This window comes from Vibrio crassostreae, from assembly GCF_024347415.1.
Taxonomy (GTDB): domain Bacteria; phylum Pseudomonadota; class Gammaproteobacteria; order Enterobacterales; family Vibrionaceae; genus Vibrio; species Vibrio crassostreae.
In genome coordinates this window covers 1,419,643-1,434,880 of the sequence record NZ_AP025477.1, presented here as the reverse complement: position 1 = coordinate 1,434,880, position 15,238 = coordinate 1,419,643, and the positions used below count along the sequence as shown (strand labels likewise).

General features: G+C 44.8%; 12 protein-coding genes. 9 read left to right on the top strand and 3 right to left on the bottom strand.

What is annotated here, in order from left to right:
• Positions 1–180 precede the first annotated feature (180 nt).
• From OC193_RS22125 to OC193_RS22085, 9 genes are all read left to right on the top strand, one after another.
• Complete coding sequence (locus tag OC193_RS22125) at positions 181–1,332, top strand: anaerobic sulfatase maturase (RefSeq protein WP_048662485.1); 1,152 nt, start codon at positions 181–183, stop codon at positions 1,330–1,332.
• Positions 1,333–1,349: 17 nt separating this feature from the next.
• Positions 1,350–2,246, top strand: a complete 897-nt coding sequence (locus tag OC193_RS22120; RefSeq protein WP_048662484.1) for a LysR family transcriptional regulator — start codon at positions 1,350–1,352, stop codon at positions 2,244–2,246.
• Between the two features lie 187 nt (positions 2,247–2,433).
• A complete protein-coding gene (locus OC193_RS22115; RefSeq protein WP_048662482.1) occupies positions 2,434–3,972 on the top strand; it encodes a sulfatase-like hydrolase/transferase in 1,539 nt (512 codons plus the stop codon).
• Positions 3,973–4,033: 61 nt separating this feature from the next.
• Positions 4,034–4,711, top strand: a complete 678-nt coding sequence (locus tag OC193_RS22110; RefSeq protein ID WP_048662480.1) for a hypothetical protein — start codon at positions 4,034–4,036, stop codon at positions 4,709–4,711.
• A gap of 12 nt (positions 4,712–4,723) precedes the next feature.
• A complete protein-coding gene (locus tag OC193_RS22105; protein WP_048662479.1) occupies positions 4,724–6,154 on the top strand; it encodes a DUF1254 domain-containing protein in 1,431 nt (476 codons plus the stop codon).
• A gap of 176 nt (positions 6,155–6,330) precedes the next feature.
• Complete coding sequence (locus tag OC193_RS22100; protein WP_048660935.1) at positions 6,331–7,575, top strand: NADH:flavin oxidoreductase/NADH oxidase family protein; 1,245 nt, start codon at positions 6,331–6,333, stop codon at positions 7,573–7,575.
• 153 nt (positions 7,576–7,728) lie between these two features.
• A complete protein-coding gene (locus tag OC193_RS22095) occupies positions 7,729–8,712 on the top strand; it encodes an HAD family hydrolase (RefSeq protein WP_048662478.1) in 984 nt (327 codons plus the stop codon).
• A gap of 160 nt (positions 8,713–8,872) precedes the next feature.
• The gene (locus tag OC193_RS22090; protein ID WP_048662477.1) at positions 8,873–9,568 is read left to right on the top strand and encodes an aspartate/glutamate racemase family protein; all 696 of its coding nucleotides are present in this window, start codon (positions 8,873–8,875) and stop codon (positions 9,566–9,568) included.
• 682 nt (positions 9,569–10,250) lie between these two features.
• Positions 10,251–10,487, top strand: coding sequence for a YdcH family protein (locus OC193_RS22085; RefSeq protein ID WP_009845921.1), 237 nt, complete (start codon positions 10,251–10,253; stop codon positions 10,485–10,487).
• Positions 10,488–10,704: 217 nt separating this feature from the next.
• On the opposite strand, the gene glpD is transcribed toward OC193_RS22085, so the two are convergent.
• The 3 genes from glpD to glpK form a co-directional block, all read right to left on the bottom strand.
• On the bottom strand, positions 10,705–12,264 hold the full coding sequence (gene glpD / locus OC193_RS22080) for a glycerol-3-phosphate dehydrogenase (RefSeq protein WP_048662476.1): 1,560 nt from the start codon (positions 12,262–12,264) through the stop codon (positions 10,705–10,707).
• Positions 12,265–12,591: 327 nt separating this feature from the next.
• The gene (locus OC193_RS22075) at positions 12,592–13,383 is read right to left on the bottom strand and encodes a DeoR/GlpR family transcriptional regulator (RefSeq protein ID WP_048660939.1); all 792 of its coding nucleotides are present in this window, start codon (positions 13,381–13,383) and stop codon (positions 12,592–12,594) included.
• Between the two features lie 310 nt (positions 13,384–13,693).
• Entirely contained in the window at positions 13,694–15,214 is a 1,521-nt protein-coding gene (gene glpK, locus OC193_RS22070; RefSeq protein ID WP_048660940.1) for a glycerol kinase GlpK, read from the bottom strand.
• Positions 15,215–15,238 lie beyond the last annotated feature (24 nt).

Below are 15,238 nucleotides of genomic sequence, written 5' to 3'. Positions count from 1 at the left end.
GTGATTAAGGAGTGTAATAGCCGATATTAAGGATGTTAATACTCCTTGGTCTCACTCCAAGCTATTGTTTTTATTTAGCTTGGAGAGGTGTGTCTACGACGTGCGCAAATAAGGGGGATAGGGTGCTATTGTTTGATTGATTTACGGTTGATATGTTGACAAAAAAGTACGGGAATCAATATGAACACATCAACTCATCCTTTTAGCTTATTTATTAAAGCAGAAGGGGCTCAGTGCAATCTGGATTGTAGTTACTGCTATTACCTCAATAGACAAGATGGCGATAAAAGGTCTTCGATGTCTCTGGATATGATGGAGCGAATTGTAGGTGCTCATATCGACGCACAGCCAGTTAAAGCTCAACAAGTAGACTTTATCTGGCATGGTGGCGAGCCTATGTTAAGAGGGCTCGATTTCTATGAAGCAGCAATGAAAGCGCAAGTAAGCAAAGCCACAAAAAAACGCGTCGTAAATACCATGCAGACCAATGGAACCATGATTAACGATCGCTGGGCGAGTTTCTTTGCTAAACATAATTTCATGATGGGCATCAGTATCGATGGGCCCAACATTTTGAATGATATTGCTCGGATCGACAAAAATGGCGAGTCGTCTTTTGAACGCACAATGCGTGGGATGTCTTATCTAAAGAAGCACAATGTTGATTTTAATACGTTAACGGTCGTGAACAATAAAACCTACAAACACGGTAAAACGATCTATCAGTTTTTGGTTGAAAATGGCAGTGGTTACATGCAGTTTCAGCCTTGTATCGATCATGAATTAGATAGGCGAACAGGGCATGACTGGTCGTTAACGGGTGAGCAATGGGGGCAGTTTCTTTGTGATCTGTTTGATGCGTGGAGCGCCAATGATGTCGGTAAAGTGTATATCCAGTTTTTTGAAAACTGTTTAATGGTGTTGATGGGCTACCAAAGCCAAATGTGTCATCACAGTGCGACTTGTGGTCAGCAGTTAATGGTTGAGCATGACGGTAATGTTTATAGTTGTGACCATTATGGGTATCAAGATCATCAACTGGGAACCGTGAAGAGTGATAAGCTTGTAAGCATGGCGACCTCACCGAAACAAATAGCGTTTGGTACCAACAAATATCATGAACTAAACAGCACTTGTCGAGGTTGTGATTTTGTTGAGCTTTGCCAAGGTGGCTGCCCTAAGAATAGAATAGCAACAACCGAAGATGGCAGCGCGATGAATCATTTATGCCAAGGGTATGAGATGTTTTTTCGTCATGCGTTACCTAAGTTGTTACCAATGGTTGAAGCGATGAAAAAAGGGTATTCGCCAGCGTACTTTCCACTTTTCTAAATCACTTGGAGTCGGGCATGACCAAAGATCTAAATTTACTGCGGCTTATTTTAGTGCTCAATGAAACTCGCCAAACGGTCACTGCTGCAAAAGCGTTGAATGTGAGTCAGCCGACGATCAGTGTCATGCTTCGTAAGCTCAGAGAACAATTTGATGATGAGTTGTTTGTTAGAGATAAAGCAAAGCTTGAACCTACCCCAAAATGCTTGAAGCTTATCGAAACGTTACCTCTGCTATTAGAACAACTCGACAATCTTTACATACCTAGTGAAGAGTGGGGGTTGGAAGATTTAAGAGGAGAGGTTCAAATCATGCTGCCTTCTCCTTTGTTGGTTCCAGTGGGTGTGCCATTAATTAAAAAACTGACCAAAGAAGCTCCACAAGTCACGTTTCAATGTTCACCTTGGTTAGACAATGGCGTGCAGTCTCTAGAAACCAATCGAACGTGTTGGGGAGTGAGCTATCTTCCTATGGATGTGAATAAAACGTTGACTGAGCGACCGGTTGGCTTTGATAAGTTCATGTTGGTACTAAGAGCCGATCACCCTGTTCAAAGCAATGCCCTTGAGGATGTACTGAAATACCCATTATGTATCAACATGATCCCTGGTTACATTCAGCCATCTAAGACAGAAATGTTGATCAAAAAGTACGACTTAGATAAGCATATTGCCCTTCGAAGTAACAACATGAACTTGATGTTGGAGATCGTTAAGGACAGCGACTTTATTTATATTACATCGACGAAATGTCGTTATTTGCTTGATCACGCTTATCGCTGTATTGAGCTACCGCCGGAACTGTTGAAAGATACGTATCGTCGAGAGTTGGCTCTATTTACTCACCAAGCAAATCGCAATAACCCGTTCACGGATTGGCTTCAAAAAGAAATTACGTCGATCATTCAATCCTAGCTTCACGAAACTATTTCCTTTAAATAACGCCCCCCTTCTGGCTGCCACTATTAAAAATCGTAATAGTGGCTATCAAGCCATTTTTGGCGTCTTTCTTATACCATTTACCTCAACAACAGTTCGCTTGAGACATACACAAATTTCGGTGTGACTCCGGCGATTTACTCATAGTGAATGAGGGTTATAAATGTATAAGTCTTTTGTTAAATCCGCTCTGGCGCTCTCGGTATTGGCGAGCGTCAACGTACATGCAGCGAGCCAACCCAATGTGGTTGCTATCATGCTCGATGATGTGAGCCCAACGGATCTGTCTGCCTACCACCGTGGTTTAGGCGCGGTGGATACGCCGAACATTGATCGAATTGCCGAGCGCGGCATGATGGTCAGTGATTACTATGCACAGGGCAGTTCAACTGCGGGTCGTTCTGCGTTCATCACCGGACAATACCCATTCAGAACGGGTTTGACGTCTGTAGGACAGCCGGGGTCATCGTTGGGATTACAAAAAGAAGATCCTACGCTGGCTGAAATGCTAAAAGACAAGGGCTATGCCACGGTTCATGTTGGCAAAAGCCACTTGGGTGACAACAACAGCCATCTGCCGACTGTCCATGGTTTCGATGAGTTCTTCGGTTTCCTTTATCACCTTAACGTGATGGAAATGCCTGAACAGCCGGAATTCCCAACAGACCCTAACTTCAGAGGACGCCCTCGCAATGTTCTTCACACCGTTGCTACCGAGAGTGTGGACATGCAAGAAGACCCAAGATTTGGTGTGGTTGGAAAGCAAACTATTGAAGATAAGGGCACTTTGGGCGCTAAGCGTATGCAGACCATTGATGGCGAGTTTTTGGGTTTTGCTACGGACTGGCTTGATAAACATGAAGCAGAGAAAGACGAACAACCCTACTTCATGTGGTACAACCCGACTCGTATGCACCAAAAAACACACGTTCGTCCGGAGTATCGAGGCGCGAGCCAAATCAACACCTATTACGATGGCTTGATCGAACTGGATGACCAAATCGGTGTGTTGCTCGACAAGCTTGAAGATTTAGGCGAAATCGATAACACCATCATTCTCTTCACTTCTGACAATGGCGTAAACCTAGACCACTGGCCTGATTCAGGCTCTGCCTCATTCAGAGGACAAAAAGGCACGACATGGGATGGTGGTTTCCGTGTACCAATGTTGGTGAGTTGGCCAGATAAAATCCCTCAAGGTGAATATACCGACGGCTTCATGACGTCAGAAGACTGGGTGCCAACCATTATGGCTGCAGTGGGTGAAGGCGACATTAAGCAAGAACTGCTTGATGGAAAAGAGTTAAACGGCGAGCGTTATCAAGTTCACTTGGATGGTTATAACCAACTGGACATGTTGACCAAAGGCGAGCCGAGTCAACGTCACGAGTTCTTCTTCTACAACGAGCAAGATTTGAATGCGTTCCGAGTTGATGATTGGAAAGTGCACCTAAAAACCAAAACGGAATGGATTGCGCCTCCTGAAGAGTGGCCACTAGGGATGCTTGTTAACATCAAGGCTGATCCTTATGAGCGTAGCCCTGATACTCGTGGTTGGTTCTTATGGATGAAAGAGAAGTCTTGGGTATTACCAAAGCTGCAAAAATCAGCGGCGGAATATCAGAAGTCACTCAAAGCGTTTCCACCAAGACAGAAAGCCGGTGGTATTGGTATGGCAGACAAATCAGTGGTTGCTGACTAACGCCAAATACGACTAATGCAAGGTGTGCTGTAACAAGCGCACCTTACTACCGGACAACAATATGAAGAAACCGTTACGTCTGCTCACGGGCACCTTTTCCAGTTTTACACTCTCTATCTTTGCGCTTATCCCCTTTGCATTTTCTGTTTCCGCTCAAGAAGAACCTGCCAGTGATATGGCTGACCCAATGGCCGTTTATACGGGAGGTGAACTAATTGCGGGAAATAAAGGGCTTGGCGCTACCTTCCAATTTGGCGTGAATCGTGGCGATTGGGGTGTGTTGGGTAAGCTGGAAGGCAAAAACAACTTTGAAAACTATCGAGCACGATTCTTCACACCCAATAAGAAAACGGGCACCGGCTTATTTGTTGATGCTGGACACGACTTCTCCAACGACGATCTAACATCGAACTACGCCTCTATTGGTGTGATGCAAGCATTCGAGTTAAGCGACAAATTTAAACTCTACAGTGCCATAACGTATGGACGGATGTGGGAAGAGAATAACCAATTTCAAGACACTCAGATCATCAGCAGTATTAACTACTTAAAGTACGATTTTGCTGACCAATTTTATCTTCAACTTGCCCCTCAATACACCTATGGATTGGATGGTGAGAACACACGAGATTTCTCTGCTGAAATGCAGCTGGGCTACAAGGTCGATAGTGACAACATCATCATCTTTAGTGGTGATACTGACAACAACACTTGGATCACCTTCCGTACTCGCTTCTAGTTAGGACATTAAATGATGAAAAAAAACATACTTGCGGCAGCACTGGCTTGTGCTTTCATGGTTGCACTTCCATCTCCGGTACTTGCGAGCCAATCCGTGGAGGCGACCAGCGCAGCTATTGGGATAAAAACGGAAACTCTACCCGTTGAGATGGCGAGTTTAGCGTCGCTCAAAAAGGATAATCAGCTATTGGCACAACTTGCCTATGAGTACGCGTACTCGATAGATGAAGCCTACAAATACTTTTACAAAACCGTCGTTGAGCAAGACTACCCTTTGAATCGATTCCAAAATATTCGAATACTTGCTGACGACACTTACACTGCGCACCCGACGATTAACAATGACACGTTACATTTGATGGGTTGGATGGACCTAGCAGCAGAGCCTGTCATCGTTACGATTCCAGACCATGATGACAATCGATACTGGTTGTTCCATACCATGAATATGCAGCACTTTACTGACTCGGCTTTTGGCTCTCCACAGCGAGGCACAAAAGGCGGCAGTTTCATGTATGCAGTTGAAGGGTGGAAAGGTGAAGTGCCTGCGAGTGTCGATCAAGTCATCTATGTCGAGCACCCGCTGGTCAAAATGATGGGTCGAATCATGGACCTTGGCGGTGACGATTCTGCAACTGCTCAAAAGTTAATGGATCAATGGAATGTTAGGACGTTGTCGGAATACTTAGGTCAGAAAGGGCCAGTTCCTATTGAGCGCGAGTATCCAGATCCTGAAGACTCTAATTGGGTCGAGCGAACCAATTTCATTCTGTCTGAAGGAACAATGAAGGCGCATGACCAAAAGCTGCTTGAACTGTTCGAGTACATTGGCTTAGGAGATGTTGAATTAGGCAAAGCCAATCATCCATTTACGAAAGAACAGCTTAGTATGCTCGAGTCTGGTCAAAAAGACGGACTGGAGCGAATCATTAATGCGGGCTTTGATGATTCACGTGACGTATTAGGCACTCGCGATGAAATGACTAAGGTTCCAAGCTTTCAACACGCCTACGGCACCTTAATGGGTCAATGGGGGCTGCCTGCAAAGCACACTATGTATAGTGGTGACTTCTTCGATAGTGAAGGTGGTTCACTCGACGGTAGTAAGTATGATTACACGGTGACCTTCGATGCGCCACCGCTAGAAGAGGGTGGTTTTTGGTCATACACGGCCTACAGTGGTGAAACCCGATTGATGGAGAAAAATGACTTAAACCGTCATTCCCGAGGAGACAGAACGCTAACGCCTAATGCTGATGGCAGCTACACCATTTACATGAGTAGCGATGTAAAAGGGCATGAAGATGATCCTAACTTCTTACCTATCCCCGATCACCAATGGTATTCAGTGTTACGCATGTACACGCCCGGTGAAGAGGTGAGAACAGATAAATGGAAATCGACACCATTTACCAAGGTCAAAAAATCCACGGTAAAGTGATGATTTAAGTCACCTGTTTAAGGTTTTGTTTATAATCGATTAATGCCAGTTGCTATGCCGCTGGCATTTTTTATTGAGCGAAACTTGCTTCGAAATAGGCGTCAAATGCTCAGAACTGTCGGATAAAATAGGGCATACTGGACTGAATATATAAACCAAAGAAAGTAACCACGCGCATGAATCCAATCTGCCTCAACGACCCTTTTTCTCTTCCTAATGGCCAGGTGATCAAAAATCGCCTGTTCAAATCGGCAATGAGTGAACAGCTAGGTGATAAACACCATAACCCTAAGCAAGGTTTGGTCACGCTTTACCAGCGTTGGGCTCAAGGAGGAATTGGCCTATCCATGACGGGTAACGTGATGGTCGATAGAAGTGCGCTTGGTGAACCTAAAAACGTTGTGTTAGATGAGCACAGTGACTTAACCGTATTTCGTGAGTGGGCGAGTGCCGGAACACAGAATGGTTCGCAGATATGGATGCAACTGAATCACCCAGGTAAGCAAATCCCTAAATTCTTATGTGATAGCCCGGTTGCGCCTTCGGCTATCTCTTTAGAGCGTGGATTAGAGAAGGGCTTCAATACGCCACGAGCTCTGACTGAAAAAGAAATAATCGCAATCATTGATAAATTTGCGCGGAGTGCAAAGCTTGCAAAACAAGCGGGTTTTACTGGTGTCCAGATTCACGGTGCTCATGGTTATCTTGTCAGTCAGTTTTTGTCTTCGAGACACAATCAACGCCAAGATAAATGGGGTGGCTCACTCGAAAACAGACTTCGTTTCGTGCTTGAGGTTTATCGTGCGATTCGAAAAGAGGTCGGTGACGATTTCCCTGTCGGGATTAAGCTCAACAGCGCCGATTTCATGAAAGGTGGCTTCACTGAAGAAGAGTCAATGCAAGTTGTGCAAACATTGAGTGATAACGGTATTGACCTGATTGAGATCTCCGGCGGCACCTATGAAAGTCCATCAATGATGGGTTCAAAGAATAAGGCTGAACCAATCAAGGCCAGCACGGTAAAGCGTGAAGCGTATTTTATGGATTACATGGTGAAGGCGAGAAAACTCGTCAGCACACCGCTGGTGGTCACGGGTGGCTTTCGAACCGCGCAAGCAATGAATGAAGCATTAAACACATCGGCAACCGATTTTATTGGTATTGCGCGCACAATGGCGGTTGATCCTGATTTTCCTAACAAGTTAATCGAAAACCCTAGCCACGGCATGCCGCTAACGGTGCCCACCACAGGTAAACCCGCATTAGACAAGGTGGCGATGGTCGGGTTGGTTTGGTATGAGCATCAGATGTGGCGTATTGCCTCTGGCAAGAATGCCGACCCTAAACTAAGCGCACTCGGTGTGGTGTTAAAAACAATTCTCAGCGCCGGCTGGCACGCGTTCAAAAAGCGCAGAGCGTAAGCCGTAACGAACTAAAAAGCAGAACTCGTCGTGGCACTAATCTAACGGCAACATAAACAGCGGTTATAGTGTTCATAAGTGGAAAATCAGAGTAGACCAATTAGGATGAATTGAATTAAACCCTACAATTAATTCAATAACATGGTAGTTGCTATGAAGAAAATAAACCTTTTGTCAGTTGCGATTTTATCTAGCCTCTCTTTCTCATCTTTTGCTAAGGATTGTGACCCCAATTTGTTGCCATCTTGGAAAGATAGCGAGAGTAAATCCGCCATCGTGGATTTTGTTGGGCAAACCACCAAAGCAGAGTCTGATACGTTCGTTGCGGTCCAAGACCGTATTGCTGTATTTGATAACGACGGTACGCTTTGGTCAGAAAAACCTTATTACTTCCAGCTGGCCTTTGCGCTAGATCGTGTAAAAGAGATGGCGCCTGAACACCCTGAATGGAAAACGGAAGCACCGTTTAAGTTCGTGCTTGAAGATGACGTTAAGAGTGTTCTAGGAAGCGGCGAAGAAGGTTTATTGAAAATTATCATGGCGACGCACTCTGGTATGACAGTTGAACAATACCAAAAAGATGTTGAGCAATGGTTAGCCGCAGCGAAAGACGCTCGTTTCAACAAAGCCTATACCGATTTGACTTACCAACCAATGAAAGAGATGCTGACTTACCTTCAAGAGCATGACTTTAAAACTTACATAGTGTCGGGTGGCGGCGTTGATTTCATGAGAGTGTGGGCTCCCGAGGCCTATAATATCCCGCCAGAACAGATCATTGGCAGCGCGCTTAAATACAACTACAGCTTCAACGACGGCAACCCGACTGTAACCAAAGACTCGTCCATTTTGACCATTGATGATAAAGCCGGAAAGGTCACCAATATTCAGCATATTATCGGCAAGAAACCTATTCTAGCGGTCGGTAACTCAGACGGTGATCAAGCCATGATGCAATGGGCAACGAGCCAACCCAACTCTATGGCGATGATTGTTCATCACACTGATGCTGAGCGCGAGTGGCAGTACGATCGTGAGTCCCATGTGGGCAAGCTAGATAAAGCACTCGATGAAGCGAATTCTAGAGATGATTGGACGCTGATCGATATGAAATCCGATTGGTGTGAGGTGTATTAACCCTCATAGACTTTCAGATAAAACAACAAAGGCTCGAATTGTTAGTTCGAGCATTTTTGCTAAGTAGCGAAAGCTTCATCTCATTTTTAGCAAGAACGTACTATAAGTTCTTAAGTCATGACGGTTTAATCGGATAGTCGAAAAATAAAGGAATAAAAACATGAAAACGATCGGTTTGCTCGGTGGTATGAGTTGGGAGTCGACAGTAAGCTACTATAAATCCATCAACGAGGGCGTTAAAGCGACGCTGGGTGGGCTTAACTCGGCAAAGGTTTGTATGTACAGCGTGAACTTCGATGAGATAGAAAAGCTTCAACATCAAGGTCGCTGGGCGGAGACAGCCGATATCTTATCGGACGCGGCTTTATCGGTAGAGAGGGGTGGGGCTGATTTCATTCTGATTTGTACCAATACCATGCATAAGGTCATTCCTGAGATCGAAGAGAAGATCACGATCCCTATCTTACATATCGCTGATACCACAGCGCAGAAGCTGCTGGAGCAGGGCGTGAAGAAAGTAGGATTACTCGGTACCGCTTTCACGATGGAACAAGATTTCTATAAAGGGCGCCTGACTAACAAGTTCGGTATTGATGTTGTTATTCCTGATGACGGTGACAGAGAAAAAGTGCACAACATCATTTATCAGGAGTTGTGTCGAGGCGAAGTAAAAGAAGAGTCTAGAGCTATATACCGTCAAATCATCGAGAAACTAAGTCAGCAAGGCGCTGAAGCCGTTATTCTAGGCTGTACGGAAATCGCCTTACTGATTCAACAGCAACATACGGATGTACCGTTGTTTGATACGACAGCAATTCACTCTGAAGCGGCGGTGCGCTTGGCTACGAGCGACTAACATTTAGCGACTCGTTTTTTAGATCCTCGTCATGGCTCCACAACTGTCCTCTTTCAGTTTTTGATCGATTTTTATTTAGTTGAGTGAAAGTTTTTTGTACAAAAGCAGGTCGTTAATTAATGAAGCGATGCTTTGTTTATTAACCAAGGCTTTATCGGCAGGTAAGGCTTTAGTTAATAGCTGAAGTATCCGCGCTTTTAAGCACTATGCTTTAGTCATGACTAAAAGAGGAATTATTATGAAATGGCTTATCTTATCTGTAACGCTATTATTCGTGGCAGGATGCCAATCTACGGGGTCTGAATCACAGGTTGGTGATGATATGAATCGAGTACATTCGGGGGGTTGTAATAGCTAACCCCAATTTATGTAGCAAAATTTGTTAGCTATCGTTTATAACAACGACCAGTCTAAGGCCTCACGATCAAGTGAGGTTTTGTTTTATTCAAAGGCTATAAAAAACAACTTGGTGATATGGCATATCGTCAGTGGCAGATTTTGTTATTGAGAAAAACCTCAATCCAATACCATAGCTTTGTGGGGGAAGATTGTAAATTTGTGAATCTGAATTGTCTATATTCTAGGCTGTGTACTGGATCTCATTTGTTATTTGAAGCACTTGCTAAGGTTAATAATGAAATGTGCTTAATACCAATCACTTTACTCAACTTAAGAGGTTTCTATGCTAGGTGAAAATCACTCTCTTGTTCACGAATTTCCTGAAATGAAAGACAAAATTGCTGAGCTTGCTAAAACTGACGATGGCTTTGCAGAAGATATGAAGACATACGACAACCTTGATAAAGAGATTCGTAAACTAGAGCTGAAAGATTCACCCATTGATGACGGCTCGATGCACCAACTGAAACATGATCGTTCTGAGCTTAAAGATTCACTGCATGCTCGCTTAATTGCCTAGCTAGCGGGTTATTTTGCTGAATAGCTAAATTAGATAGTTAGTTAGCGAATTGCAGATTGAGACAATAAAAACTCCTTCGGGAGTTTTTTTTCTGCATTCTAGTCCCTACCTGAACACATAAGCTTGGGTTTCATTGGATATAAAAAAGCTTAGCGCGGGGGGGGGCGCTAAGCTTCGTTGTTAAGTATGTTCTTGAACCATGTTTAGGCTGGTGGGATTAGCCTACTTGAGAAAAGCTCACTACCTTGCTTTGTAGTTTCTGTTTCAGGTAATCCGTTACTGCTTGCTGCTCTGATTCACTCATGTACAGGCCAAGCTTGGTTCTGCGCCACAAGATGTCTTCGTCAGTCATCGCCATCTCTTCATTGATCAAGTAATCGATTTCAACTTGATAAACGCCATGGGCTTCGCTTGAGAATTGAATGCCAAGGTCAGCTTCGCTATTCGCACCTTCCAGTAGCTTCCACGTGTAAGTACCAAATTGAGTCACGTAGCGAAGCAATAGCGCTTCAGATGCCCAAGGGTATTTAGTGTGGATCATCTTCGCAAGTTGCTCTCTGCTACAGCTGAAGTTACCACCTGGAAGCGTGTTGTTGGCTGTCCAAGGCGCACCCATATTGGTTAGGTGTGGTTCTAACTTCTTAAGTGCTGCTTCGCCGAGTTTACGGTAAGTGGTTAGTTTACCGCCGAAGATCGAAAGCAGTGGTGCTTGATCTAGCTCTGCGTCCAATTCCAACGTGTAGTCACGAGTGATCGCTTGCGGTGAATCCGATTCGTCATCACAAAGCGGTCTTACGCCACTGTATGTCCAAACTACGTCTTCACGACCAAGCTGTTTAACAAAGTGCTGATTAACGATATCAATCAGGTAATCAACTTCTACATCGTCGATAGCCACTTCGCGCGGATCACCTTTGTATTCAAGGTCGGTAGTACCGATGATCGAGAATTTGTCTAGGTAAGGGATCATGAACACAATACGATTATCTTTGTTTTGTAGAATGTACGCTTGTGGTTCGTCGTGAATGCGTGGAACAACAATGTGTGAGCCTTTGATCAAACGAATATTACGAGGCGAAGCCTGTTCTAAACCATCATCGAAGAACTGTTTCACCCAAGGGCCTGCTGCATTGACAAGTGCTTTTGCTTTGCGCTCGAAGCGTTGGTTTGTCATCACATCAAGAATCGTTACATGCCAAACATCGCCTTCACGGTGCGCTTTTTCAACTCGGCAGTAGTTACGAACTTCTGCGTTGTTCTCTTTCGCCGCTAACACGTTCAGCAATACCATACGCGCATCATCTACCCAGCAATCTGAGTATTCGAAACCTGTTTTCATCTCTGGCTTCAATAAACCTGATTTCGCCAAGTTCACTGTTTTGCTACCAGGAAGCGTGGTGCGTTTACCCAAGTTATCGTAAAGGAATAAGCCACAGCGGATCATCCAAGCTGGGCGTAAAAATGGTCGATGAGGTAAACGGAAACGCATAGGTTGAGCAACATGAGGTGCTTTTCTTAGTAATACTTCACGCTCGGCCAGTGCTTCCGAAACCAAACGAAACTCGTAGTGTTCAAGGTAACGTAAACCACCGTGGATAAGTTTTGAACTTGCAGACGATGTCGCAGAGGCGAAATCATTTGCTTCGTATAAACCAACGTTTAGACCACGACCTGCTGCATCTGCCGCGATACCTGCACCATTGATGCCGCCGCCGATCACGATTAAGTCTAGAGTTGAAGATGTACTATTTTTTGAATTATTTTGTTGAGCACTCATGGTTTTGACCTCTTGCTGAGCGAACGAGCATTTTAGAACATAATTGAATCCTATATTAACTTTCGTTTGCGGTCATTTATTATTTTCGTTTATGCGCGTTTTATGTGATTTGCGCATAAAAAAACCTCTGCTTATGAAAGCAGAGGTTCAAATAAAACTTATTCGAGCATAGAAGTGACATGAACAGGGATCAAGTATTGATGGTTCAGTTATTAAAAAAGCCAGCTATCGATAAAGTGTTTTATCAATAGATCTGGCTTTGATTGCTCACGAATGTGACTGCTTAACTCCATTCACTCAATTTAATCTAGCTTGGCTTAGCAGGGGCTATTCACTTGGTGTTGAAGGGTGAGCGGTATCGATGACTTCTAATGGAATGTCTGAATCTTTAAGGATGTTGAGAATCTCTTCCGGCGGCTGCTTATTAGTAAACACCATGTGTGCCTGAGAGATATTACCAAGCTTAACCATCGCATTACGGCCAAACTTAGTGTGGTCGACAGCTAAGAAGATACTGCGGCTGTTTTCGATGATGGCTTGTTTCACTCGAACTTCGTGATAGTCAAAGTCAAGCAGTGAGCCGTCAAAGTCGATACCACTGATCCCCAAGATACCAAAATCAAGGCGGAACTGTTTAACGAAATCGAGTGTTGCTTCACCTACGATGCCGCCGTCACGGTTTCTTACTTCTCCGCCCGCCAAGATAACCTTGATCTCAGGGTTCGGCAGAAGGATGCTCGCAACGTTAATGTTGTTGGTCACAACTCGTAGTTGTTTATGATTCTTGTTGAGTGCGCGAGCAACCGATTCTGGTGTAGTTCCGATATCAACGAACAGGGTTGCACCATCTGGGATATGTTTTACCAGTTCGTCGGCGATCACGTCTTTTTCGTTGAAGTTATGCGCTTTACGCGTGTTATAAGAGGTGTTTTCTGAGCTTAAAGGAATGGTTGCACCACCGTGATAGCGACGGATTTTGTTGCTATCGGCCAGTTCGTTGAGGTCTCGTCTGATGGTTTGTGGGCTGACATCGAACTTTTCAACGAGCTCATCGGTACTCACATATCCTTGTGTTTTAACCAGGTCTACAATCTGCTGGTGTCTTGGTATCTGCTTCACTTAACTTACCACTCCCTGCACGCCAAAGGCTCTAGCGCGTCAAAATCGAAAATATAAACTCGCGCTATTGTGCTCGAATTGACGAAGAGAGAGAAGTAATGATGGTAAGGAATCGTGTCTAAACCGCAAAAACGGTGCTCAGAGCAGAAAATTTGAGCCCAAAACGCAAAAAAGAGCACAAAATAGTGCTCTTTTGAGTTTCGTTTACTGAGGTTCGAACAATTCAATCGACATGAAAGTGATTATTCGAATGCTTTAGCTCAGTGAACGACTAGTGTTTAACGAATAGCGACTAGTTGAAGACTCAGTATTACTCTTCGTCGTCATCGTGTAGTTCAGACCAAACCTGAGCACACTTGATAGCACGCTTCCAGCCTTTGTAGCGGCGGTTACGCTTCTCTTCATCGTGGTGTGGCAAGAAGGTACGGTTTAGAACAGCTTTGCCTTGAAGCTCGTCAATGCTGTCCCAGAAACCAACCGCTAGACCAGCAAGGTAAGCGGCACCCAGAGCCGTTACTTCCGTTACTTCAGGACGGTGAACTTCAGTATCCAGCACGTCTGATTGGAATTGCATTAGGAAGTTATTCGCTACTGCGCCGCCATCAACACGTAGTTTCGCTAGCTTGATACCTGAGTCCGCTTGCATCGCATCCAGTACGTCACGAGTTTGGTAAGCAATACCTTCCAGTGTTGCACGGATGATGTGGTTCGAGTTAACACCACGAGTTAGACCAACAATCGTACCGCGAGCGTAAGCATCCCAGTATGGTGCGCCTAGGCCAGTGAATGCAGGAACCACGTAAACGCCGTTTGAAGAGTCTACTTTGGTTGCGAAGTACTCAGAGTCTTCTGCGCCAGCCAGTAACTTCATCTCATCACGTAGCCATTGGATTGATGCGCCACCCATGAATACCGCACCTTCCAGTGCGTATGCAGGTTCACCTTTAGGGCCACATGCCAGTGTTGTTAGTAGGCCGTTTTTCGAGGTTACTTTCTCTTGGCCTGTGTTCATCAGAAGGAAACAACCTGTGCCGTACGTGTTCTTCGCTTGGCCAGCTTCTACACACATTTGACCGTAAAGTGCAGCTTGTTGGTCACCCGCAATACCCGCGATTGGGATACGAGTACCACCTTTACCACCAAGGTTCGTTTGACCGTACACTTCAGAAGAACGCTTCACTTCTGGCATCATTGATGAAGGGATACCCATCTCATCAAGTAGTTTTTGATCCCAGCATAGGTCGTTGATGTTAAATAACATAGTACGTGACGCGTTAGTGTAATCCGTAACGTGTACACGTCCTTGAGTCATCTTCCAAACCAACCAAGTATCAACCGTACCGAATAGCAATTTGCCTGCTTCAGCGTCTTCGCGAGCACCTTCAACGTTGTCTAGAATCCATTTTACTTTTGTACCTGAGAAATACGGGTCAAGGACTAAGCCAGTATTGTCACGTACGTAGTCTTCTAGGCCACGTGCTTTTAGGTCTTCACAGATGTCTGCTGTACGGCGACACTGCCATACGATTGCGTTATAAACAGGCTTGCCTGTCTCTTTGTTCCAAACAATGGTGGTTTCACGTTGGTTAGTGATACCAATGCCTGCTAGCTCGTCGCTGCGAATGCCTGCTTTAGCAAGCGCTTCAACCAATGTAGAGCTTTGAGTCGCCCAGATTTCCATTGGATCATGCTCAACCCAACCCGCTTTCGGGTAAATCTGAGTGAATTCTCGTTGAGAAGAACTAACGATGTTTGCATCGTGATCGAGGATTACAGCGCGAGAACTTGTGGTGCCTTGGTCTAGGGCAACAATGTATTTTTGCTCGGTCATGGTAAGAATCCTTTTTCTTTCGTT